The 21,638-nt window shown below is 67.8% G+C and carries 15 protein-coding genes, 1 tRNA gene and 1 pseudogene; 13 read left to right on the top strand and 4 right to left on the bottom strand.

Going from position 1 to position 21,638, the window contains the following annotated elements; translation table 11 throughout:
• The 7 genes and pseudogenes from AB4Z32_RS25790 to AB4Z32_RS25760 form a co-directional block, all read left to right on the top strand.
• Window positions 1-757, top strand: a pseudogene (locus tag AB4Z32_RS25790) (DNA polymerase III subunit gamma/tau); the annotation flags it as partial.
• 52 nt (window positions 758-809) lie between these two features.
• The gene (locus AB4Z32_RS25785; protein WP_442124706.1) at window positions 810-1,136 is read left to right on the top strand and encodes a YbaB/EbfC family nucleoid-associated protein; all 327 of its coding nucleotides are present in this window, start codon (window positions 810-812) and stop codon (window positions 1,134-1,136) included.
• The gene (locus AB4Z32_RS25780; protein ID WP_442124705.1) at window positions 1,136-1,426 is read left to right on the top strand and encodes a YciI family protein; all 291 of its coding nucleotides are present in this window, start codon (window positions 1,136-1,138) and stop codon (window positions 1,424-1,426) included. Before AB4Z32_RS25785 ends, AB4Z32_RS25780 begins: the two co-directional genes overlap by 1 nt.
• A gap of 25 nt (window positions 1,427-1,451) precedes the next feature.
• Window positions 1,452-2,042 carry a recombination mediator RecR gene (gene recR, locus AB4Z32_RS25775; protein ID WP_442124704.1) on the top strand — a complete coding sequence of 197 codons (591 nt, stop codon included), beginning with the start codon at window positions 1,452-1,454 and terminating at the stop codon, window positions 2,040-2,042.
• 104 nt (window positions 2,043-2,146) lie between these two features.
• On the top strand, window positions 2,147-3,298 hold the full coding sequence (locus tag AB4Z32_RS25770; protein ID WP_442124703.1) for a glycosyltransferase: 1,152 nt from the start codon (window positions 2,147-2,149) through the stop codon (window positions 3,296-3,298).
• Complete coding sequence (locus AB4Z32_RS25765; RefSeq protein ID WP_442124702.1) at window positions 3,285-4,166, top strand: DUF2334 domain-containing protein; 882 nt, start codon at window positions 3,285-3,287, stop codon at window positions 4,164-4,166. Before AB4Z32_RS25770 ends, AB4Z32_RS25765 begins: the two co-directional genes overlap by 14 nt.
• A 330-nt stretch (window positions 4,167-4,496) precedes the next feature.
• Entirely contained in the window at window positions 4,497-6,905 is a 2,409-nt protein-coding gene (locus AB4Z32_RS25760; RefSeq protein ID WP_442124701.1) for a penicillin acylase family protein, read from the top strand.
• 47 nt (window positions 6,906-6,952) lie between these two features.
• On the opposite strand, the gene AB4Z32_RS25755 is transcribed toward AB4Z32_RS25760, so the two are convergent.
• From AB4Z32_RS25755 to AB4Z32_RS25740, 4 genes are all read right to left on the bottom strand, one after another.
• Entirely contained in the window at window positions 6,953-9,136 is a 2,184-nt protein-coding gene (locus tag AB4Z32_RS25755) for a putative bifunctional diguanylate cyclase/phosphodiesterase (protein ID WP_442124700.1), read from the bottom strand.
• Window position 9,137: 1 nt separating this feature from the next.
• Window positions 9,138-11,957, bottom strand: coding sequence for a response regulator (locus tag AB4Z32_RS25750; protein WP_442124699.1), 2,820 nt, complete (start codon window positions 11,955-11,957; stop codon window positions 9,138-9,140).
• Between the two features lie 175 nt (window positions 11,958-12,132).
• Window positions 12,133-12,330 (bottom strand): YbdD/YjiX family protein, encoded by a 198-nt coding sequence (locus AB4Z32_RS25745; protein WP_435574093.1) that lies wholly within the window; start codon window positions 12,328-12,330, stop codon window positions 12,133-12,135.
• Between the two features lie 2 nt (window positions 12,331-12,332).
• Window positions 12,333-14,399, bottom strand: coding sequence for a carbon starvation CstA family protein (locus AB4Z32_RS25740; protein ID WP_442124698.1), 2,067 nt, complete (start codon window positions 14,397-14,399; stop codon window positions 12,333-12,335).
• Between the two features lie 271 nt (window positions 14,400-14,670).
• Here AB4Z32_RS25740 and AB4Z32_RS25735 point away from each other — a divergent pair, with 271 nt between their 5' ends.
• The 6 genes from AB4Z32_RS25735 (at window position 14,671) to AB4Z32_RS25710 (ending at window position 21,625) form a co-directional block, all read left to right on the top strand.
• Entirely contained in the window at window positions 14,671-16,044 is a 1,374-nt protein-coding gene (locus AB4Z32_RS25735; RefSeq protein ID WP_442124697.1) for a cache domain-containing protein, read from the top strand.
• A complete protein-coding gene (locus tag AB4Z32_RS25730) occupies window positions 16,034-16,666 on the top strand; it encodes a response regulator transcription factor (protein ID WP_442124696.1) in 633 nt (210 codons plus the stop codon). Before AB4Z32_RS25735 ends, AB4Z32_RS25730 begins: the two co-directional genes overlap by 11 nt.
• 132 nt (window positions 16,667-16,798) lie before the next feature.
• Window positions 16,799-17,956, top strand: coding sequence for an HDOD domain-containing protein (locus AB4Z32_RS25725; protein ID WP_442124695.1), 1,158 nt, complete (start codon window positions 16,799-16,801; stop codon window positions 17,954-17,956).
• Window positions 17,949-20,006: a putative bifunctional diguanylate cyclase/phosphodiesterase gene (locus tag AB4Z32_RS25720; RefSeq protein ID WP_442124694.1), complete on the top strand. Its 2,058-nt coding sequence runs from the start codon at window positions 17,949-17,951 to the stop codon at window positions 20,004-20,006. Before AB4Z32_RS25725 ends, AB4Z32_RS25720 begins: the two co-directional genes overlap by 8 nt.
• 142 nt (window positions 20,007-20,148) lie before the next feature.
• Window positions 20,149-20,238, top strand: a tRNA-Ser gene (locus AB4Z32_RS25715).
• A gap of 190 nt (window positions 20,239-20,428) precedes the next feature.
• Window positions 20,429-21,625 (top strand): tyrosine-type recombinase/integrase, encoded by a 1,197-nt coding sequence (locus AB4Z32_RS25710; protein ID WP_442124693.1) that lies wholly within the window; start codon window positions 20,429-20,431, stop codon window positions 21,623-21,625.
• Window positions 21,626-21,638 lie beyond the last annotated feature (13 nt).

Here is a 21,638-nt window from a genome sequence, read left to right as displayed (position 1 = left end):
CCCGGCACCTGCGCCCGGACCGGCGCCGATGGCCAGCGCCGCGCCCGCGCCAGCCGCGCGTCCTTCCGCACCGGCCCCATGGGACCAGCCGGCCGCGCGCCCGCAGCCGCAAGCCGTCGCCCAGCCACAGCCGGCCATGCGCCAGGCCCAGCCTCAGCCGGCCGCTCAGGCGCCCGCACAGGCATCCCAGGGCTATGAACAGGCAGTGGCCGACGACGAGCCGCCGTCCTGGGTCACCGAATTTTCCGACGACACCGCGGTCGCCGCCGAGGCCCCGGCCGCGGTCAGCGCGCCGCCGGCCGCGCGGGTCCAGGCGCCGAGCGCGCCGCCGCATCCTTACGTGGTCACGCCGGTGCCGGAGATCGGCTGGGATGGCAACTGGCCGGCGCTGGCCGCCTCGCTGCCGCTGCGCGGCGTGGCCCAGCAGCTGGCCTTCCAGACCGAGCTGGTCAGCTGTACCTCGGACGGCTCGTCGGCCAATTTCCGCCTGCGCGTGCCGGTCGATACCCTGCGCGCCAGCGGCAACAGCGAGAAGCTGTGCGCGGCCCTGCAGGAATGCTTCCCGGCGGTGCGCGTGAACATCGATACCGAGATCGGCCCGGTCTGGTACACCGCCAGCGTCGAAGCCAGGGTCCGCCGCGAGCAGTTGCAGCGCGAGGCCGAGGAAACCGTCGGCGCCGATCCCTTCATCCAGGCCCTCGAGCAGACTTTCGACGCCTTCGTGGTGCCGGGCTCGGTACGTCCGATCGGTACTTGACCGGGTCTTCACCACTTTTTCGTTTCACCCGACTTTTTTGGAGAACACCACCATGATGAAAAACCAGCTCGCAGGCATGATGAAGCAGGTCCAGGCCATGCAGGACAATATGAAGAAGGCGCAGGACCAGCTGGCTCTGGTCGAAGTCGAAGGCCAGTCGGGCGCCGGCATGGTCAAGGTGGTCATGACCTGCAAGAACGACGTCAAGCGCGTCACGATCGATCCTTCGCTGCTGGGCGACGACCGCGACATGCTGGAAGACCTGGTCGCGGCCGCCTTCAACGACGCGATCCGCAAGGCCGAAGCGACGACCCAGGAAAAGATGAGCGGCCTGACCGCCGGCCTGCCGATCCCGCCGGGCTTCAAGATGCCGTTCTGATGTTCATCGTCTCCCTGCACTATACGGCGCCGCTGGCGCGCATCGACGAACTCCTGGCGGCGCACTGCGCCTTCCTCGACAAGCAGTATGCGCGCGGCCTGTTCCTGATGTCGGGCCGCAAGGTGCCGCGCGACGGCGGCGTGATCGTGGCCCAGGCCGCCAGCCGCGCCGAGCTCGAGGACGTGCTGCGCGAGGATCCCTTCCAGCAGGCCGGGGTGGCGCACTACGAGATCACCGAATTCGTTCCCGTCATGACGGCGGAGCCGCTGGCCGCCTACCGCGCTGCCTGAGCGCGGGCACATCCGGATCACCATCATGTCCAAATCGCTCGACTTCTTGACCGAGGCCCTGCGCCGCCTGCCGGGCGTCGGGCCGAAGTCGGCGCAGCGCATGGCCTTCCACCTGCTGCAGCACGACCGCGAAGGCGCCGCCATGCTGTCGCGCGCCCTTTACCAGGCGGTCGAGGCGGTGCACCACTGCGCCATGTGCAATACCTTTTCCGAGCTCGAGGTCTGCGAGCTGTGCGCCGACCCCGAGCGCGACCATGCGCTGCTGTGCGTGGTCGAGACCCCGGCCGACCAGCTGATGATCGAGCAGACCCTGACCTACAAGGGACTGTACTTCGTGCTGATGGGCCGGCTGTCGCCGCTGGACGGGATCGGCCCGCGCGACCTGCACCTGGAAAAGCTGGTCGGCCGCGCCACCGACGGCATCGTCAACGAAGTCGTGCTGGCCACCAATTTCACCAACGAGGGCGAGGCCACCGCCCATTACATCAGCGAAATGCTGAAAGCGCGTGGGCTGAAGGTCAGCCGCCTGGCGCGCGGGGTTCCCGTAGGAGGCGAACTCGAGTATGTGGACGCGGGCACGATTGCGCGCGCCATGCTCGACAGGCGAAGTGCATAATGAGCCTCCCACAAGGGACCGCCAGGGCCGATGCATGAGGCCGCCGGCGCCCTTGGGCTAGCGGGCCAAGGCCTCATTTGACCGGAGTTTGACCGGAATCGAGCATGCACCTCGTCGACATCACGATGTTTTACGCGGCCGAAGGAGGCGGCGTCAGCACCTACCTGAATGCCAAGGCGCGCTGGCTGGCGCGCCGCGGCCGCGTCCAGCACACCATCCTCAGTTCCAACGTCGAAACCTGCGACGATTCGCTGCCGCCGCTGGTGCGCATTCCCGCCGCCAACGTGCCGGGCTTCCACGGTTTCCGCATGCCGCTGTCGGTATCGCGCGCGGCGCGCCTGCTGGAATCGGTCAAGCCCGACCTGGTCGAGGCGGGCGATGCCGGCCACTGCGCCTGGGCCGCGCTGCGCATGCGCAAACGCCATGACGTGCCCGCGGTCGCCTTCTACCACTCGGACCTGCCGCGCCTGGTGCGTCCGCGCCTGGGCCGCTGGATCGCGCACGGCACATGCCGCTACCTCGCCAATCTCTACCGCCAGTTCGACCTGGTGCTGGCGCCCAGCCGGGTGATGGTCGAGCATCTGGAGTCCATCGGCGTGCACGGTGCCGTCCAGCAGCCGCTGGGCATCGATTCGCGCGTCTTCCAACCGCTGCGCGAGGACGAGGCCCAGCAAGAGACCCTGCGCGAACAGCTCGGCCTGGATCCCGACACCCGCCTGCTGGTCTACGCCGGCCGCTTCACGCCGGAAAAGAAGCTGCACGTGCTGATCGAGGCGGCACGCAAACTGGGCGGGCGCTACCACCTGGTACTGGTCGGCAGCGGTGACGAGTTGCCGCGCGCGAACAACCTCACCATCATTCCTTTCCAGCGCGACCAGCGCCAGCTCGCCCGCCTGCTGGCCAGCTGCGACGTGCTGGCCCATCCGGGCGACTGCGAGACCTTCGGCCTGATCGTGCTCGAAGCCATGGCCTGCGGCCTGCCGGTCGTCGGCACCAACCGCGGCGGCGTGGCCGAGCTGGTCGACCGGGAAACAGGCATCCTGGCCAAGCCGGACAGCGTCGCCAGCCTGGCCGAAGCGATCGAAGCCATCTACTGGCGTGACATGGTCCGCATGGGGCAGGCGGCGCGCCGCAAGGCGGTCGAGCGCTACGACTGGGACCAGATCCTGCCCCAGGTGCTGGGTCGCTACGACGTGCTGCTGGGCGGCTACCAGCCCGTCCAGCGCGAACCGGAGCGTATCTGTGTTACCGACTGAAGCGCCGGACAATACCAAACCGGGCATGCTGTGCGTGTCGATCCACGACGTCGCGCCCGCCACCTGGCCCGACTGCCTGCGCCTGGTGCAGGCGATCCGCGTGGTGGCCGACATCCCGCTGACCTGGCTGGTGGTGCCGCACTATCACTTCCGCCCCGAGCGCTCGCCCGCGATGGAGGCGGCCCTGGATGCGGCGCTGGCGCGCGGCGACGAGCTGGCGCTGCACGGCTACAGCCACCTCGACACCGAAGCCAGGCGCGGCGGCCTGCGCGCGCGTTTCCTGCGCAACGTGTACACGCGGCGCGAAGGCGAATTCGCGGCGCTCGACTACGACGAGGCGCGCCGCCGGCTCGAACTCGGCCTGGACTGGTTCCGCCAGCGCGGCTGGACCCCGGCCGGCTTCGTGCCGCCGGCCTGGCTGCTGGGCGAGGGCGCCTGGCAGGCGCTGCGCGAATCGCCGTTCGCCTATACCACCACCTTCAGCCACTTCCACTGCCTGCGGAATGGCCCGGTCGTGAAATCGCCGTCGATGGTGTACGCGGCGCGCAACCGCAGCGGCCGCTGGCTGTCGCCGCGGGTGGCCGACGCCACCGCCGCGCTGCTGGCGGACGGGCCGCTGGTGCGCTTCAGCCTGCATCCGCCGGACGCGCGCTATCCCGAGCTGGTGCGGCATACCCAGCGTGCACTGGAACGCCTGCTGGCGCGGCGCAGCGCCGTCACCAAGGCCGAGTGCGCGAAGCGCCTGGCCGGCGAGCTGCCGCTTACCAGTACGGACCCCAATAGCCGCCTCCACGCCAGTAGCCGGGACCCCAGCCCGCGTAATAGCCCGGGGACGGTCCATAGCGCTGCAGATCGTCCTTCGTGCTGAGGTTCACGATGCAGTTGCGCCAGGGATCGGAATCGGGCGCATAGCCCAGCCGCGCGCAAGCGGGGCCGTAGACGGTGATCATGTTTGCGGCCTCGGCCTGTTTCTGCGCGGCCCGTTCCTGCGGCGTCGTGCAGCCTGAGGCGGCGATGGCGAGGCAAAGCACGCCAGCAACTGAAAATGATGACATAGGACCTCCATGTCGACGGCGCCATGCGCCTTGCATCAGAATAGCGCAGGCTGGCGGACAGCGCCAATGCACGTCGAATGCCTGCTTCACGCGCAGCGGTAGTGGTTTTCTGGCAAGATGCTCGTTTTGCGAGGGAGACGGGGATGGCACGACGGGCATGGCTGATCTGGACGCGGCGGCTTGGGCTGCTGCTCGTGGCGCTGCTGGCATTGGCCGTGCTCGGGGGCTGGCTGTTCCTGCGCGCCAGCCTCGCCCAGCTCGACGGCAAGCGCACCTCGCCGCTCCTGTCCGGCTCGGTAACAGTGGCGCGCGACGCCAACGGCGTGCCGACCATCAGCGGCGCCAACCGCCTCGACCTGGCCTATGCGACCGGTTTCGTGCACGCCCAGGAACGCTTCTTCCAGATGGACCTGCTGCGCCGCAGCGCCGCCGGCGAACTGGCCGAGCTGTTCGGACCGAAAGCCCTGCCGCTCGACCGTTCCCACCGCCTGCACCGCTTCCGCGCCCGCGCCGCCGAGGTGCTGGCGCGCCTGGGGCCGCAGGAGCGCGCCTTCCTCGAGCGCTACGCGGCGGGCGTCAACGACGGCGTGAACGCGCTCGGCGCACGGCCCTTCGAATATGCGCTGACCGGCGCCGCGCCGCGGCCGTGGACGGCGGCCGATTCCCTGCTGGTGGTGTGGGCCATGTACTTCGACCTGCAGGGCAACCAGGAAGCGCGCGAGCTGGCGCGCGGCTGGCTGGCCCGCAATCTCGACCCGGCCCAGCGCGCCTTCCTGCTGCCCGAGGCCAGCCAGTGGGATGCGCCGCTGGATGCGCCTGCGCTATCGCTGGCGCCGGCCGCGATTCCCGCCACCGCGCCGGCCTGGTGGGGCCGCAAGGAGGCGGTGCCGCCGCGCCAGCTGGCCGGCGTCGGCTTCGTCGATTCGGTCGGCAGCAATAACTACGCGCTGGCCGGCTCGCGCAGCAGCAGCGGCGCGGCGATCGTCTCCGACGACATGCACCTCGGCCTGCAGCTGCCGAACATCTGGTACCGGCTGGCGCTGCGCTTCCCCGATGCGCAAGGAGCACAGCGGCGCGTGGTCGGCGTCAGCCTGCCGGGCGCGCCGCCGCTGGTCATCGTCGGCAGCAACGGCCACGTGGCCTGGTCCTTCACCAACAGCTATGCCGACACGCTCGACCTGGTCCGCCTCGACACCGACGGCGACCATGCCGGCCAGGTGCGCCTGCCTTCCGGCTGGGAGACGCCGGCCGAGCACGCCGAAACCATCCTCGTCAAAGGCCAGGCGCCGGAACGCCTGAGCGTGCGCGAGACCAGCCTGGGCCCGATCCGAGAAGCCGGCGGCACGCTGTACGCCGTCCACTGGGTCGCGCATTCGCCGCAGGCGCTGAACCTGGAACACCTGAAGCTGGAATCGTCGACCACGCTGGACGAAGCCCTGGCCGCCGGCGCCGCCGACGGCATCCCGGCCCAGAACATCGTCGCCGGCGATGACCACGGCAACATCGGCTGGACCGTGGCCGGCGCGCTGCCGCGCCGGGACGAGGCGGGCCGCGGGCTGGCGGTGTCGTTCCCGTTGGCAGGAGAGGGCGCCGCGCCGACCTGGCGCGAGCTGCTGGCGCCGGCCGCGCATCCGCGCGTGGTGAACCCGCCCGGCGGCCAGCTGGTGACGGCCAACAGCCGCCAGCTGTCCGGCCCGGACGCCCAGCTGCTCGGCGACGGTGGTTTCGACCTCGGCGCCCGCGCGAGCCAGTTGCGCGACGGCGTGCGCCGGCTCGGCGACAAGACCGACGTCCCGGCCGTCTTCCGCGCCGCGCTCGACGACCGCGCCCTATACGTGGCCGGCTGGCGCGACCGCCTGCTGAGGGCACTCGACGACCGTGCCGTCGCCGGTCATGCCGGCCGTGCCGAGTTCCGCCGCATGCTGAAGGACAGCTGGGACGGGCATGCCAGCACGGCATCCGTCGGCTACCGCCTGGCGCAGCAGTTCCGCTGGTCGCTGTATGAGCTGCTGTTCGCCGGCGCCAACGCCGAGATGGAAAAGCTCGACCCGAAGGCCAGCATGGTGGTCGCCACCTCACGCTGGCCGGCGGTGCTGGAGCGCCTGCTGGACGAGCGTCCGGCGGCCTGGCTGCCGCCGGGCTACGCCAGCTGGCAGGACCTGCAGCTGGCCGCCGTCGACCGCGCCATTCTCGAAATGACGAAGGACGGCACGCCGCTGGCGCAGGCCACCTGGGGCCAGCGCAATACGGCCGCGATCGCGCATCCGATCAGCATGGCCCTGCCTTTCCTGAAGCGCTGGCTGGCCGTGCCGCCCGACCAGCTGCCGGGCGACGCCAACATGCCGCGCGTGGCGGGACCGAAGTTCGGCCAGTCGGAGCGGCTGACGGTGTCGCCGGGACGCGAGGAAGAGGGCCTGTACGACATGCCGGGCGGGCAGAGCGGGCATCCGCTGTCGCCCTGGTTCCTGCGCGGGCATGAGGATTGGGTGAAGGGGACGCCGACGCCGCTGTTGCCGGGGCCTGCTGTGCATACCCTGCTGTTTTCGAGGTAGGGTGGACACTCCGAGCCCACGCGTGGGCAGGGAGCGCCCACCCTACGCTATTTGGCACCCACCGGCACCCAAAGCGACTGCAGCATCCCGGTAACGGTATCCGCCGGCGCCGGCCGCCCCAGGTAGAAGCCCTGCACCAGGTCGCAGCCGTATTCCTCCAGCAGCACCAGCTGCTCGCCGGTCTCGACGCCCTCGGCCACCACCACCATCTTGAGCCCGTGCGCCATCGCGATGATGGCGCGGGTGATGGCCGCGTTCTCGGAATCCTGGGGCAGGCCGCTGATGAAGCTGCGGTCGATCTTCAGCGCCCGCACGTCGAAGCGCTTCAGGTAGTTCATCGACGAATAGCCGGTGCCGAAGTCGTCGATCGACAGGTAGACGCCGATGCCGCGCAGCTGCTCCAAGGTGGCCATGGTCGCCTTGGCGTCGTCCATCAGCGTGCCCTCGGTCAGTTCGAGTTCCAGCAGGCGCGGATCGAGGCCGGTGTCGTGCAGGGCCGACAGCACGATCTGGCTCAGGTTCTCGTCCTTGAACTGCTTGGCCGACAGGTTCACCGCCATGCGCACCGAGCGCCGGGTCAGCTTCTGCCAGGCGCGCGCCTGGCTGCAGGCGGTGCGCAGCACCCATTCGCCGATCGGGACGATCAGGCCGGTCTCCTCGGCCAGCGGAATGAACTCGGTGGGCGAGACCACGCCGCGCTCGGCATGGCGCCAGCGCACCAGGGCCTCGACGCCGACGATCTCGGACGAGCGCACGTCCAGCTGCGGCTGGTAGAGCAGATACAGCTCGTCGTTCTGCAGCGCCTTGCGCAAGCCGACTTCCAGCTTCACGTGGCTCATGATCTGCATGGTCAGCGAGGACGAGTACAGCTTGGCGTTGTTCTTGCCGCAGTTCTTGGCGTGGTACATCGCGGTGTCGGCGTACTTCAGCAGCGAATTGCAGTCGTCGCCGTCCTCGGGGAAGAGCGAGATGCCGATCGAAGCGGTCACGAAGATCTCGTTGCCCTCGATGATGAAGGGGCGGCGCATCGCATCCTTCACGCGGTGGGCCACGTTCAGCGCGTGCTCGACGCGGTCGAGGTCCGGGATCAGGATCGTGAATTCGTCGCCGCCCAGGCGGGCCAGGTTGGTGCTCTGGCGCGGCTCGCCGTCGCGGGTGAGGGAATCGCCGCGCGACAGCAGGTCGCTCGGGCGGATGGTCTCGCGCAGGCGGTCCGAGACCTGCTGCAGCAGCTGGTCGCCGACATTGTGACCGAGGGTGTCGTTGATGCGCTTGAAGGCGTCCAGGTCCATGAAGAGCACGGCGAACTTCTTGTTGCCGATCTTCGAGCGCTGCAGCTCGCGCTCCAGCATTTCCAGGAAAGCCTGGCGGTTCGGGATGCCGGTCAGGCTGTCGCAATAGGCCAGGCGGCGAATCTGCTCTTCGGCGCGCTTGCGTTCGCTGATGTCGCGCACCAGTCCCAGCACCTCGTTGGGCCCGGTGGCGACCAGGCGCGCCTCGAAGTGCTGGGCCTGGCCGAAGCGGATCAGCTCATACTCGACCGAGCGCACCTGCTGGATCCGCAGCGCGACCTCGACCTGCTCCAGCATGCGTTCGGCGATCTCGCGCGGCAGCACCTCGCTGATGTGCTTTCCCACGCATTCGTCGGCCGCGACGGCCTCGCTCTCGCCTGGCCGCTCGCGGCCCGGATTCTCCCGCCGGCTGCCCGTACGCCCCGGTTCATAGTCGAGGTAGATGCCGCCGCCGTTCATGCGGAAGAAGGTGTCCGGGATCGCCGCCAGCACCGCGCGGTTCTGGGCATCGGCGATGCGCAGGCGGACGATGGCGTCGCTGGCGCGTAGCACGTACAGCACCCGGTGGCCGAGGATGGGCCAGTTGATCGGCTTGGAGACGAAGTCGGTGGCGCCGGCCTCGTAGGCGTTGGTGACGGCATCCAGGTCGTCGCCGCCGGTGACCATCACGATCGGCACGCTGGCGCCGTTTTCGAGGTCGCGGATCGCGCGGCAGGCGGCGAAGCCGTCCATGCGCGGCATCTCGACGTCCATCAGGATCAGGTCGGGCGAGCAGTCGCGCGCGACCTTCACGGCCTGGGCGCCGTCCTCGGCCTCGATGGCGTCGAGGTTGACGCCCTCCAGCATCTCGAGCATCAGGAGGCGCATCACCGGATCGTCGTCGGCGACCAGCACGACGCCGCGGCTGTTCGCGCGTTGTTTGGAGCAGGGGGCTGCCATGTCAGGTTTCCTTCTCAAGGATGGCGTTGAGCGAGTCGCGGACGGCCTGGAACTCCTGTTCCATGTTATTCAGGAGGGAATCCGCGCCTTCGGTGGTGTCGGCGCGGCCGAGATGTTCCATCTCCTTGCACAGGGCGGCGAGGGCTTCGGCGCCGACGTTCGCGCTGGCGGATTTGAGGGTGTGGGCGATGCGCCGCACGTTGCCGGTGTCCATGCCGTCGATCGCGCGGCGCAGGGTACTCAGCTGCTGCGGGGTGTCGTCGACGTAGGCGTTGATGACCTTCTGCACCAGGGCGTCGCCGCGCTCGCGCGACAGCATGCGGATCTTTTCCAGCGCCACGCGGTTGATGACGTCGCGCTGGATCACCTCGATCGAGGCGCGCGGCAGGCGCGGCGGCTCGTCGTCGTGGTGCACGGTGGCGGCCAGCGGCAGCGCCATCCAGCGCCCGATCACGGCGGCCAGTTCCTGCTGGGCGAAGGGCTTGGACAGGTAATCGTCCATGCCGGCCGCCAGACAGGCTTCGCGGTCGCCCTGCAGCGCGTTGGCGGTGATCGCGATGATGGGCAGCACCCGTCCGCGCCCGGCTTCGCGCTCCTCGCGGCGCATCGCGGCGGTGGCGGCAAAACCGTCCATCACCGGCATCTGGCAATCCATCAGCACGCAGTCGTACTTGCCCTCGCGGAGCATGTGCAGGGCCTCCTGGCCGTTGCGCGCGCAGTCGACGTTCAGCTCCAGGCTCTCGAGCATGGCGCGCGCCACTTCGACGTTGACCGGGTTGTCCTCGGCCACCAGCACGCGGCGGGCGCGCGGCCGCTCGCTGTCCTGGCGCAGCGGCCGCGAAGGCACGAAGCGCGCCGCCGGCGCCACCTGGCCGCGCGGACGCGTCGCCAGGCAGGCGAACAGGTCGGCGGCGCGCGCCGGCTTGATCAGCTGGTAGGCCACCCCGGCCTCGCGCCGCTGGACCGGATCGGCCGCCAGCTTTTCCGGAGACAGCAGGATCACGCGCGTGGCGCGGGTCATGGGATCAAGCTTGACGCCGGCCGCCAGCAGCAGGCCGCTGGCCTGTTCGAGTTCCATGTCGAGGATGGCGGCGTCGTAGGGCTGGCCGGCGCGCGCCGCGTCGTGCAGGCGCTCGAGCGCTTCGTCGGCGCTGTCGGCGCCGTCGCATTCGACGCGCCAGGCGGCCAGGTGGCGCTCCAGGCCCACGCGGCTGCTCTCGCTCTCGTCGACCACCAGCACGCGCAGACCGTCGATGGTGTGCTGGTGGTCGCCCGGCGCATCCGGATCGACGCGGCGCTTGTCGAAGGCCACCGTGAACCAGAACACCGAGCCTTGCGGGCGCGCGTGCTCGACCCCGATCGAGCCGCCCATCAGCTCGACCAGCTGCTTCGAGATCGCCAGCCCGAGCCCGGTGCCGCCGAACTTGCGGGTGGTCGAATCGTCGGCCTGGGAGAAGGCCTCGAACAGGCGCCCGCGGGCTTCGCGCGAGATGCCGATGCCGGTGTCGTGCACCTCGAAGCGCAGCATCACGGCCTGGTTGTCCTCGCTGGCGATGCGCACCCTGGCCAGGATCAGCCCTTCATTGGTGAACTTGATCGCATTGCCCAGCAGGTTGGCCATGATCTGGCGCAGGCGGTTCGGGTCGCCGCAGATCGCCACCGGGATGTCGTTGGCGATGTCGAAGTGCATGGCGATGCCCTTGCCCTCGGCCTGCGGCGTATAGACCGTGTGGATGTCGTCCAGCAAGTCCCACAGGTTGAAGTTGATGTACTCGACGGTGAGCTTGCCGGCCTCGATCTTCGAGAAGTCGAGGATGTCGTTGATGATCACCAGCAGGTGCTCGCCCGACTGCTTGACCAGCTGGGTGTAGTTGCGCTGGGTCTCGGTCAGCTCGGTGCCGAGCAGCATTTCGGCCATCCCCAGCACGCCGTTCATCGGGGTGCGGATCTCGTGGCTCATGGTGGCCAGGAAGGCACTCTTCGCGCGGCTGGCCGCCTCGGCCGCGTTCTTGGCCTTTTCCAGCTGCTCGGTGCGCACCGAGACCTGGCGCTCGAGCTCGTCGCGGTGGTGGGTCAGGGCCTGGCCGCGGCCCTCCACCTGGGCCAGCATATTGTTGAAGCTGTCGATCAGCGTGCCCAGTTCGTCGTTGCGCTGGTGGGCGATGCGCAGCGTGTAGTTCTGGCTGGCGGCGACCTTCTGCGCCGTGTTGATCAGCTTGGCGATCGGGTCGGCGATGCTGCGCCGGATCCGCCGCGCCAGCACCCAGGCCACCAGCATGGCGCTGGCCAGCGCCGCCGCCATCACGCCCATCCCGCGCGCCATGCCCAGCCATACCGGCAGCTGGTCGGCCTCGACCATGACGGCCCCGGCCGCCTCGCCGCCGGGGCCCGCGGGTACCTGGCGGTAGACGCGCATGCTCGGCAGCCAGGGGCGGCTGGCGGCGCGCGTGGCTTCCTCCAGCGCGTCGCGGCCAAGCTCGGGCAGGCTGTCCAGCTGGGCGCCGCGGCTGCCGTCCGCACGCCAGGAGGCGAAGGGACGGCCGTTGCGGTCGTACAGCACGGCGGCCTCGAGGGCAGGCCTTTCCTGGGCCGCGGACAGGATCTGGGCCGCCAGCTTGCGGTCGTTGAACTGCAGGGCATCCTGGCTGCTGCGCGCCAGCACCTGGGCCAGGGCGCTCAGTTCCGCGGCTTCGTTGCGGCGATGCTCGGTCACCGTGGTCGTCGCGAAGGCGGCGTAGGCGACCAGCAATGCACAGCCGGCCGAAAGCAGGCACATGGTCGTCAGTTTCTGGCTCAGGCTGGAACGCTCGAATGTCGGCATAGTCGGGCCTAGTCTTCAGGGAAAGAGCTTTCCCGCAAGAAGGGACTATAGGGGAGCGGGTGTGCGCCGCATTTGTCGCGTATCAAGACCGCGGGGCAGGGCAGAGGGAGAGGAATAAAAAAGGGACGCACAGTGGCGTCCCTTCCTTGGCATTACACGGGCGTCAGCAAGGACGTCAGCAACAGCCGCCGCGCTTGCCGTTGCCGTAGCGGGCCTGCTGGCGCTCGCGGAAAAACTCTTCGTAGCTCATGATGGGCTGACCGGGATGGGTCTTTTCCATGTGGGCCACATAGGTATCGTATTCCGGCAGGCCGACCATCAGGCGCATGCTTTGCCCGAGGTAGCGGCCCGCCTGTGCGAGCGTGCTGAACATGATTAAGCCTCGACCGCCGGCTCGACCGGCACAAACGGGGTTTCCTTGACCGTCGGACGCGCTTCCCTGTTCGCGCGCAGGGCGGTACGGATGCCGAACACCAGCACGGCGATCACCACGAACATGAAGAAGCCGCACAGGGTGGCGTCGACATAGTCGTTGAAGATCACGCGGCTCATCTGGTCCAGGCTCTTGGCCGGCGCCAGCACCTGGCCCTGGTCGAGGGCGGCCTGGAATTTCTTCGCATGCGAGACGAAACCGATCTTGACGTTCTCATGGAAGATCTTCTGCCAGCCGGCGGTCAGGGTGCAGATCAGCAGCCAGATGGTCGGCACGATGGTGACCCAGGCGTACTGGGCGCGCTTCATCTTGAACAGCACGACGGTGCCCAGGGTCAGCGCGATACCGGCCAGCATCTGGTTGGCGATGCCGAACAGCGGCCACAGGGTGTTGATGCCGCCCAGCGGATCGACCACGCCCTGGTACAGGAAATAGCCCCAGGCAGCCACGCACAGGCCGGTGGCGATCAGGTTGGCCGGCAGCGACTCGGTCTTCTTGAAGGCCGGGGCGAAGGCGCCCAGCAGGTCCTGCAGCATGAAGCGGCCGGCGCGCGTGCCCGCATCCACCGCGGTCAGGATGAACAGGGCCTCGAACAGGATCGCGAAGTGGTACCAGAAGGCCATCATGGCCTTGCCGCCAACCACGTTCGACAGGATGTGGGCCATGCCGACCGCCAGGGTCGGGGCGCCGCCGGCGCGCGAGATGATGGTGTTCTCGCCGACGTCCTTGGCGAGCTGGGTCAGCTGGTCGGGGGTGATCACGAAGCCCCAGTTGGACACGGCCGCGGCGGCGCTCTGCGCGGTGGTGCCGAGCACGGCGGCCGGGCTGTTCATCGCGAAGTAGACGCCCGGATCGATGGTCGATGCCGCGACGAGCGCCATGATGGCGACGAAGGATTCCATCAGCATGCCGCCATAGCCGATGAAGCGGGCATGGCTTTCGTTCTCGATCATCTTCGGCGTGGTGCCGGACGAGATCAGCGCGTGGAAGCCGGACACGGCGCCGCAGGCGATGGTGATGAACAGGAAGGGGAACAGGCTGCCCGACCAGGCCGGGCCGGTGCCGTCGATGAAGCGGGTGATCGACGGCATCTGCATGTGCGGCGCCACGAACACGATGCCCAGCGCCAGCGCGGCGATGGTACCGATCTTCAGGAAGGTCGACAGGTAGTCGCGCGGCGCCAGCAGCAGCCACACGGGGATCACGGAGGCGACGAAGCCGTAGCCGATCAGCATCCAGGTCAGCTGCACGCCGGTGAAGGTGAACATCGGGCCCCAGGTCGGCGAGTCATGCACCCACTGGCCGCCGACGATGGCGAGCATCAGCAGCACGAAGCCGATCAGCGAGACTTCGCCGATGCGGCCGACGCGGATGTATCGCGAGTAGACGCCCATGAACAGCGCGATCGGGATGGTGGCCATCACGGTGAACGAGCCCCACGGCGAGTTGGTCAGCGCCTTCACGACGATCAGCGCCAGCACGGCCAGGATGATCACCATGATCATGAAGGTGCCGAACAGCGCGATGACGCCCGGGATCTCGCCCATTTCGGACTTGATCAGGTCGCCCAGCGAGCGGCCGTCGCGGCGCATCGACAGGAACAGCACCATGAAGTCCTGCACGGCGCCGGCGAACACGACACCGGCCAGGATCCACAGCATGCCCGGCAGGTAGCCCATCTGGGCCGCCAGCACGGGACCGACGAGCGGGCCGGCGCCGGCGATCGCGGCGAAGTGGTGGCCGAACAGCACGTAGCGGTTGGTCGGCACGAAATCCAGGCCGTCGTTGTATTTGTAGGCCGGGGTCTGGCGGCGCGGGTCCAGGCTCATCACCTTGTCGGCGATGTACAGGCTGTAGAAGCGGTAGGCGATCAAGTAGACGCAGACAGCGGCGACGACGACCCAGACCGCGTTGATGGACTCGCCGCGATTCAACGCGACATAGGCGAGCGCAATGGCGCCCGCCAGCGAAAGCGCAGCCCAACCGAGCCGGCTTGTAAGACGATTCATGGTGACTCCTCCAGAGGTGATTGCTTATTCTGCGAATGCTTTTTCTGTGTGGGTACAGCAAAACCGGGCGGGGCCGGCTTACATTCGTGGCAAGCTATCAATCAGTATCTTGCACCTCTTTACAATCAACAAGCGCATGATTACGCAGTCGACTGCGTAGTGCTACGTAGTTGCTGCGCCTGCAAGACTGCGGTCGCGCCGAACCGGTTTCTGGCCTGTCCAGCTGGTCGGGCGTACAATCTCATGTTACGACGAAAACCATGCGCACGGAATGAAGTTACGGCAGAAGCTGATTTTTCTCGCGATCGCCCCGCTGATCGTGGCCTTGTGCGCGATTGCACTTTTCATCCGGCAGCAGGCGGTCACCCTGGCCCAGCAGCAGCGCGCCACCATCCAGCAGGCCTACCTGGCTACCAAGCAGGCCGAACTCGAGCACTACGTGGAACTGGCCTCGCACGCGATCGCCCACCTGACGTCCTCGGGCCGCAAGGACCCGGCCACGCTGGAAGAAGCCAAGCGCGTGCTGGCCTCGCTCAGCTTCGGCAACGACGGCTATTTCTTCGTCTACGACATGAACGGCCGCAACCTGATGCATCCGCGCCAGCCCGAGCTGGTCGGACGCGACCTGTGGAACCTGCACGACCAGTTCGGCGCGCCGACCATCCAGAACCTGATCGCCAGGGCGAAGCAGGGCGGCGGACTGATACGCTACAACTGGGCCAAGCCCTCGACCGGCGTGGCCGCGCCCAAGCTCGGCTACGTGGTCTTGATCCCCGACTGGGGCTGGATGATGGGCAGCGGCCTCTACCTGGACGACGTCGACGCCGCCCTCGAGAAGGTGGACGCCCAGCAGAAGCGCAATATCGAGACCACGATGTGGTGGATCGCCGGCCTGGCGATCCTGTCGGCGCTGGTGGTCGCCAGCTCCGGGCTGGTGCTGAACGTCAGCGAATCGCGGGTCGCCGACGCCAAGCTGAAGGTGCTGGCCCAGCGCGTGGTCGACTCGCAGGAGACGGAGCGGGCGCGCCTGTCGCGCGACCTGCACGACGGCATCAGCCAGTGGCTGGTGTCGATCAAGCTGCAGATCGAGGCCGGCGTGATCCGCCTAGCGGGCGGCCCGGAACAGCAGCAGCAGGCGCGCGCCAGTTTCGAGCGCACCGCCGAGGAACTCAACAAGGTGCTGGGCGAGGTGAGGCGCATCTCGCACGACCTGCGTCCGACCCTGCTGGACGACATGGGCCTGGCCGCCGCCCTCGAACATCTGGCCGAGGAATTCAGCCAGCACAGCGGCATGCCGGTCGCGTTCACGTCCCAGGGCCAGGTCGAGCGCCTGCCGCAGGTGGTGGGCACGGTCCTGTTCCGCATCGCCCAGGAAGCGCTGACGAATATCGAGCGGCATGCCGGCGCCCGCAGCATCGGGCTGGCACTGGCCCGCCGCCGCGGCCAGTTGACCCTCGCCATCGAGGACGACGGCGCCGGCTTCGACACCGAGGACGTGGCCGTGCACCCGCAGCGCGGCATCGGCCTGCGCAACATGATGGAGCGGCTGGACGCGATCGGCGGCACGCTCCAGATCACATCATCGAAGGCGGGCACCGTGGTGCGCGCGATCGTCGACCTGAGCCACTGGAACCATGACGACTGAACCTACCGAAAAGCCCGTCCACATCATGCTGGTGGACGACCATCCGCTGGTGCGCGACGGCCTGCGCGCGCGCCTGGAATCGGTGCCGCATTTCCGCGTCGTCGCCGAGGCCGGATCCGGCGCCGAGGCCCTGGCCAAGGCCGGCGCCGCCCAGGTCGACCTGGTGCTGATGGACATCACCATGCGCGACGGCAGCGGCATCGAGGCCACCGCCCAGCTGAGCCGCAGCCATCCCGGCATCGCCGTGCTGATCCTGTCGATGCACGACAAGTTCGAATACGTCAGCCAGGCGATGCAGGCCGGCGCGCGCGGCTATGTGCTGAAGGATTCGCCCGGCAAGGAGATCGTGCTGGCGATCGACGCCGTGATGGCCGGCGGCGTGTATTACAGCGCCCCGGTGGCCCGCCAGCTGGCGCGGCCCTCGATGCCGGACAACCAGCTGACCTCGCGCGAACAGGAAGTGCTGCGCCATATCGCCAACGGCGAATCGAACAAGCAGATCGCCCGTGAACTCGATTTATCGGTGCGCACCGTGGAGACCCATCGCCTGAATATCAAGCGCAAACTGGGCATCGAAGGGCAGGCGGAACTGATCAGATTCGCCGTCCAGCATGCCAGCTGAATCGTATTGACGACAGCTTCGATCAGGATGTATCCGCAGGGAAACATTCCAGTTGCTTTCCGATAATGGCTGCACTACTATTAGCGACACACTAATCATGCATAATCACTAATGTCTGCAGCCTCGTTCCCGTTGGTTGACATACGCTCGGTAGCCAACGCGCAGAACGAGTGGGTTGCGCTGCTGCTGCGCGCGGCCGAGGGCGGACTCGACGACCCGACGCTGCAGGCCATGTTCGGCCCGCCGAACCTGCTGGCCGCGGTGGCGCCCCTGGATTGCATCGTGCTGCTGGATTCCCCGGCGCTGCTGACACCCCCGATCCTGAAACTGCTGCCGCCGAACCGCGTCGTGCTGGCGGTCGACGCACGTTCGATGGCGGGCGAGGGTGCGGCCAAACGCCTGGCCGAGCTGCAGATGGACGGCTACCGCGTGCTGCTGGACGGCGACCTGCCGGAAGGGATGAGCCGCCCGGCGGCGCTGCGCAGCGTCTCGCGCGACGTGTCAAGCGATGCCGAGCCGCTGCCGCCAGGCTCGCTGCCGGCCCTGTTCGGCCCCCACCTGGCGCGCGGCGTCGACACCCTGGATGCCATGCGCGACTGCGAGAACGCCGGCTTCGCCTGGTTTTCCGGCCGCTACGCGCTCGACGATGCCGGCGCCCAGGACGCGGCCCGCCAGGACGACGGCACCACGCGCCGACGCTTGCTGACCATGCTGGCGCTGCTGGCCCGGGACGCCGATTCGCGCGAGCTCGAAGCCCAGCTGAAACAGGATCCGGGCCTGTCTTTCCACCTGCTCAAGCTGGTGAATTCGGCCGCCTTCTCGGTGGGCGCCCAGATCACCAGCTTCGGCCAGGCCATCAGCCGCATCGGCCGGCGCCAGCTGCAGCGCTGGCTGCAACTGCTGCTGTACGCGCGCCAGCATCCGGACGGCCCGCCAAATCTGCTGCTGCCGATCGCCGCACGGCGCGGCGCGGTGCTGGAAGAACTCTGCAAGCGCGACGGCGGCGACCGCGACGAACAGGATATGGCCTTCATGGCCGGCGTGTTCTCCCTGCTCGACCGCCTGTTCCACATGCCGATGGCCGAGCTGCTGCTCGACCTGAACCTGCCGGAGGATGTCGAAGCAGCCCTGCTGGTGCGCGAAGGCCGGCTGGGCCAGCGCCTGCGCCTGTGCGAACTGCCGGGCCCTGGCCGCGCGGTGCTGGAAGCCGCCGGCATCGACGGCCTGGGCTGGTGGCAGGCCCAACTCCACGCCTATCACTGGGCAATCCAGGTAGCACGCAATGTCTGAGCTGCCAGCCGCTGCGCCACAGGATCTCATCGGCAGCAGCGCTGCCCTCTGCCAGGCCGTACTCAAGCTGCGCGGCGACGCCCTCCACAAGGAGCTGGGACGCATCGCCGCCGGCCTGCTGGCCTGCCCGCAGGCCGACTTCATCGCCGGCGCTGCACCGGCCGATATACCCGCCGAGGCGCCGGGCGGCGCGCTGGCCGCGCCGGTGACCTTGAACGGCGATTGCCTGGGCCGCTACGAAATCCAGGGCCGGCCCTTCCTTGAGGACGACCGCCGCCAGCTCGACGCCCTCGCCACCTTGACCGCGACCCTGATGCAGATGCACGGCCTGGCCCAGCGCACCACCCACGCCTACGCCCAGGTCGAGGCCCAGCTGGCGCACCAGTCGCAGATCCTGGACCAGATCCACGAATCGGTGCTGACGATGGACCGCATGGGCTACATCACCAGCTGGAACCGCGGCGCCGAGCAGCTGTTCGGCTACACCTCGGTGGAAGCGGTGGGACGGCACATCCTGTTCCTCTACGTCGACGAGATGGAGGACGAAGGCGCCGACTTCCCGGACGCCTTCGCCGAACAGGGCGGCCGCATGATGGAGGTAAGGCGCCGAAAAAAGTCCGGCGAGGTGTTCTGGGCCAGCCTGTCGCTGTCGCCGCTGCGCGACCTCGAAGACAATCCGATCGGCCTGATCGCCTACCTGACCGACATCACCGAGCGCAAGCTGGCCGAGGAACGCCTGCACCACCTGGCTTACTACCAGGAGCTGAGCGGCCTGCCGAACCGCACGCTGTTCGCGCGCCTGGTCGACCAGGGCCTGATGTCCGCCCAGCGCAACGAAGGCACGGCCTGCGTGCTGTACGTGGACCTGAACCGCTTCAAGCTGATTAACGGCACCCTGGGCCGCACCGTCGGCGACGAGCTGCTGCGCCAGGTCGCCCAGCGCTTCCGCGGCGCCCTGCGCGACGAGGACGTCGTCGCCCACCTGGCCGCCGACGAATTCGCGATCGGCCTGTTCGACGTACGCCAGCACTTCGAAGCCACCACGGTGGCGCAGAAGCTGCAGGCAGTGCTCGAAGCCCCGTTCCCGATCGGCGGCCACGACCTGCGCGTCGGCGCCAGCGTCGGCATCAGCGTCTACCCCCAGGACGGCACCGACGCCGAGACCCTGCTGCGCATGGCCGACATCGCGATGCAGCGAGCCAAGGAGCGCGTCGAGAACCCCGACCAGAGCGTGGCCTTCTACCGCCTCGACATGAACGAGGGCATGCAGCAGCGCATGCACATCGAGTCCGGCCTGCGCCACGCCCTCGGCAACGGCGAACTGCTGCTGCACTACCAGCCGAAATTCGAGATCGGCAGCGGACGTTTGGTGGGCGCCGAAGCCCTGGTGCGCTGGATGCATCCGCAGCGTGGCATGGTGGCGCCGGGCGAATTCATCCCACTGGCCGAAACCACGGGCCTGATCGTGCAGGTGGGCGAATGGGTGCTGGAACAGGCCTGCGCCCAGGCCGCGGTCTGGCAGCGCGCCGGCCTGCCGCCGTTCCGCCTGGCGGTGAACGTCTCGGCGCGCGAGTTCACGTCCTCGCTGCCAGGCAGGGTGGAGGGAACGCTGAACCGCTACCGCATCGACGCCTCCTGGCTCGAGCTGGAGATCACCGAGAGCACGCTGATGCACGACGTCGACTACGTCATCGGCATCATGGACCGCATCAGCGCACTGGGCGTGGCCCTGTCGCTGGACGATTTCGGCACCGGCTATTCGAGCCTGTCCTACCTGAAGCGCTTCCCGATCCATACCTTGAAGATCGACCGCTCGTTCACGACCGGCATCCCGGCCGACGTGAGCGACTGCGCGATCGCCAGCACCATCATCAGCATGGGCCGCAAGCTGGGGCACCGCGTGATCGCCGAAGGTGTCGAGACGGTGGAGCAGACCGAGTTCCTGCGCCAGGCGGGGTGCGATGAGGTGCAGGGGTATTTGTATGGGAAGCCGCTGCCGGCGTATGAGTTCGAGAAGGCGCTGCGGGAGAATTGGTTGCTGGTGGCCTGAGGCTGCACGAGTTGGGCGGGGAATACGCACCGTCGTCCCCGCGAAGGCGGGGATCCAAGTTTGCCTGCACTACGTTCGCTCACACTTGGCCGTCGAAGCCCGCCTGTCAGGCAACGATTTATGTATAATGCCGGTTCCCCAAGGAAGCGTGGCCGAGTGGTTGAAGGCAGCAGTCTTGAAAACTGCCGACGGGTTAAACCGTTCGTGAGTTCGAATCTCACCGCTTCCGCCAAGCATACTGAACAAGAGCCCCACACGATGGGGCTTTTTTTCGTCTCCTCATAGGAGAAATATCAAAATCGGTGTCCCGCGACGTCCACTAGAATCTACCCACATCCACGCACGAGGGGTGGGTAGGAATATGGGTCGTTTCAAGAGTGAAAACCTGGGCGGAGACCATGCCGAAAGGTGGGTACACACCGATGAGTTACACGATCAACAAGCTTTCCGCGATCAAGGTCCGTTCTGTCACTAGACCCGGCATGTACGGCGACGGCGCCGGGCTTTGGCTGCAGGTGTCGAAAAGCGGCGCCAAAAGCTGGATCTTCCGCTATGACCTTTTCGGCCGGCGCCGCGAAATGGGGCTCGGTTCCTGTCACACCGTCGACCTGGCGCTGGCGCGCGAGAAAGCTAAGCAATGCCGCCTCGTGCTGCTGGAGAAGCGCGATCCGATCGAGGAGCGTGATAGGGCGAGGGCGGAATACGTGCACCAGCAGGCCAAGCGCGTCACCTTCGACGAATGCGCCTCAGCTTACATCTCCGCGCACCGCGGCAGCTGGAAGAGCGCCAAGCATGCGGCGCAATGGGAGACCACGCTGGCTATGTATGCCAGTCCTGTCATCGGCGCGCTGCCGGTGGCCGATGTGGATACGGCCCTTGTCGTCAAGGTGCTGCAGCCGATCTGGACGACGAAGACCGAGACCGCGACGCGTCTGCGCGGGCGCATCGAGTCTATCCTCGACTGGGCTACCACCCACAAATTTCGTCATGACGAAAATCCGGCGCGCTGGCGTGGGCATCTGGAGAACCTGCTCGCGAACCCGAACAAGATCGCGCCGGTCAAGAACCATCCGGCGCTGCCCTGGCGCGAGATTGGGGCGTTCATGAAGGAGCTGCGCAAGCGGGAGGGCGTGTCGGCGCGGGCGATCGAGTTTGCCATCCTGACGGCGTGCCGGTCGGGCGAGGTGCGCGGTGTGCGGTGGTCGGAGGTCGACCTGGATGCGAAGCTGTGGACGATCCCGGCCGAGCGCATGAAAGCAGGGAAGGAGCATCGGGTTCCCCTGTCTACCAGCGCGGTGGCCCTTCTGGCCGCGATGGAGCACCGTAGCGGCCTCGTTTTTCCCGGCCGGGACAAGGAAACGCTCCTTTCCGACATGAGCCTGACGTCCGTTTTGCGAAGGATGGAGCGGACCGACATCACTGTCCACGGCTTCCGTTCGACCTTTCGCGACTGGTGCTCGGAGTACGGCAAAAACTCCTTCGCGCGCGAGGTGTGCGAACACGCACTCGCGCATGGCTTGCCGGACAAGGTCGAGGCGGCGTACCGGCGCGGCGACCTGCTCGACAAGCGGGTGTTGCTGATGCAGGCGTGGGCTGACTATTGTAGTGGTATGGAGTAGGGAGGTCTGCGAT

Origin of the sequence: Massilia sp. 2TAF26 (genome assembly GCF_052115005.1) — a bacterium.
Classification (GTDB): domain Bacteria; phylum Pseudomonadota; class Gammaproteobacteria; order Burkholderiales; family Burkholderiaceae_D; genus Telluria.
This window is presented reverse-complemented; position numbering and strand designations above follow the sequence as displayed.

Coding starts and splice junctions, on each gene's coding strand:
- AB4Z32_RS25710 (WP_442124693.1), top strand. CDS start 20,429: ATGAGTTACACGATCAACAAGCTTTCCGCGATCAAGGTCCGTTCTGTC.
- AB4Z32_RS25720 (WP_442124694.1), top strand. CDS start 17,949: ATGTCTGAGCTGCCAGCCGCTGCGCCACAGGATCTCATCGGCAGCAGC.
- AB4Z32_RS25770 (WP_442124703.1), top strand. CDS start 2,147: ATGCACCTCGTCGACATCACGATGTTTTACGCGGCCGAAGGAGGCGGC.
- AB4Z32_RS25760 (WP_442124701.1), top strand. CDS start 4,497: ATGGCACGACGGGCATGGCTGATCTGGACGCGGCGGCTTGGGCTGCTG.
- AB4Z32_RS25785 (WP_442124706.1), top strand. CDS start 810: ATGATGAAAAACCAGCTCGCAGGCATGATGAAGCAGGTCCAGGCCATG.
- AB4Z32_RS25780 (WP_442124705.1), top strand. CDS start 1,136: ATGTTCATCGTCTCCCTGCACTATACGGCGCCGCTGGCGCGCATCGAC.
- AB4Z32_RS25750 (WP_442124699.1), bottom strand. CDS start 11,957: ATGCCGACATTCGAGCGTTCCAGCCTGAGCCAGAAACTGACGACCATG.
- AB4Z32_RS25735 (WP_442124697.1), top strand. CDS start 14,671: ATGAAGTTACGGCAGAAGCTGATTTTTCTCGCGATCGCCCCGCTGATC.
- AB4Z32_RS25740 (WP_442124698.1), bottom strand. CDS start 14,399: ATGAATCGTCTTACAAGCCGGCTCGGTTGGGCTGCGCTTTCGCTGGCG.
- AB4Z32_RS25755 (WP_442124700.1), bottom strand. CDS start 9,136: ATGGCAGCCCCCTGCTCCAAACAACGCGCGAACAGCCGCGGCGTCGTG.
- AB4Z32_RS25745 (WP_435574093.1), bottom strand. CDS start 12,330: ATGTTCAGCACGCTCGCACAGGCGGGCCGCTACCTCGGGCAAAGCATG.
- recR (WP_442124704.1), top strand. CDS start 1,452: ATGTCCAAATCGCTCGACTTCTTGACCGAGGCCCTGCGCCGCCTGCCG.
- AB4Z32_RS25730 (WP_442124696.1), top strand. CDS start 16,034: ATGACGACTGAACCTACCGAAAAGCCCGTCCACATCATGCTGGTGGAC.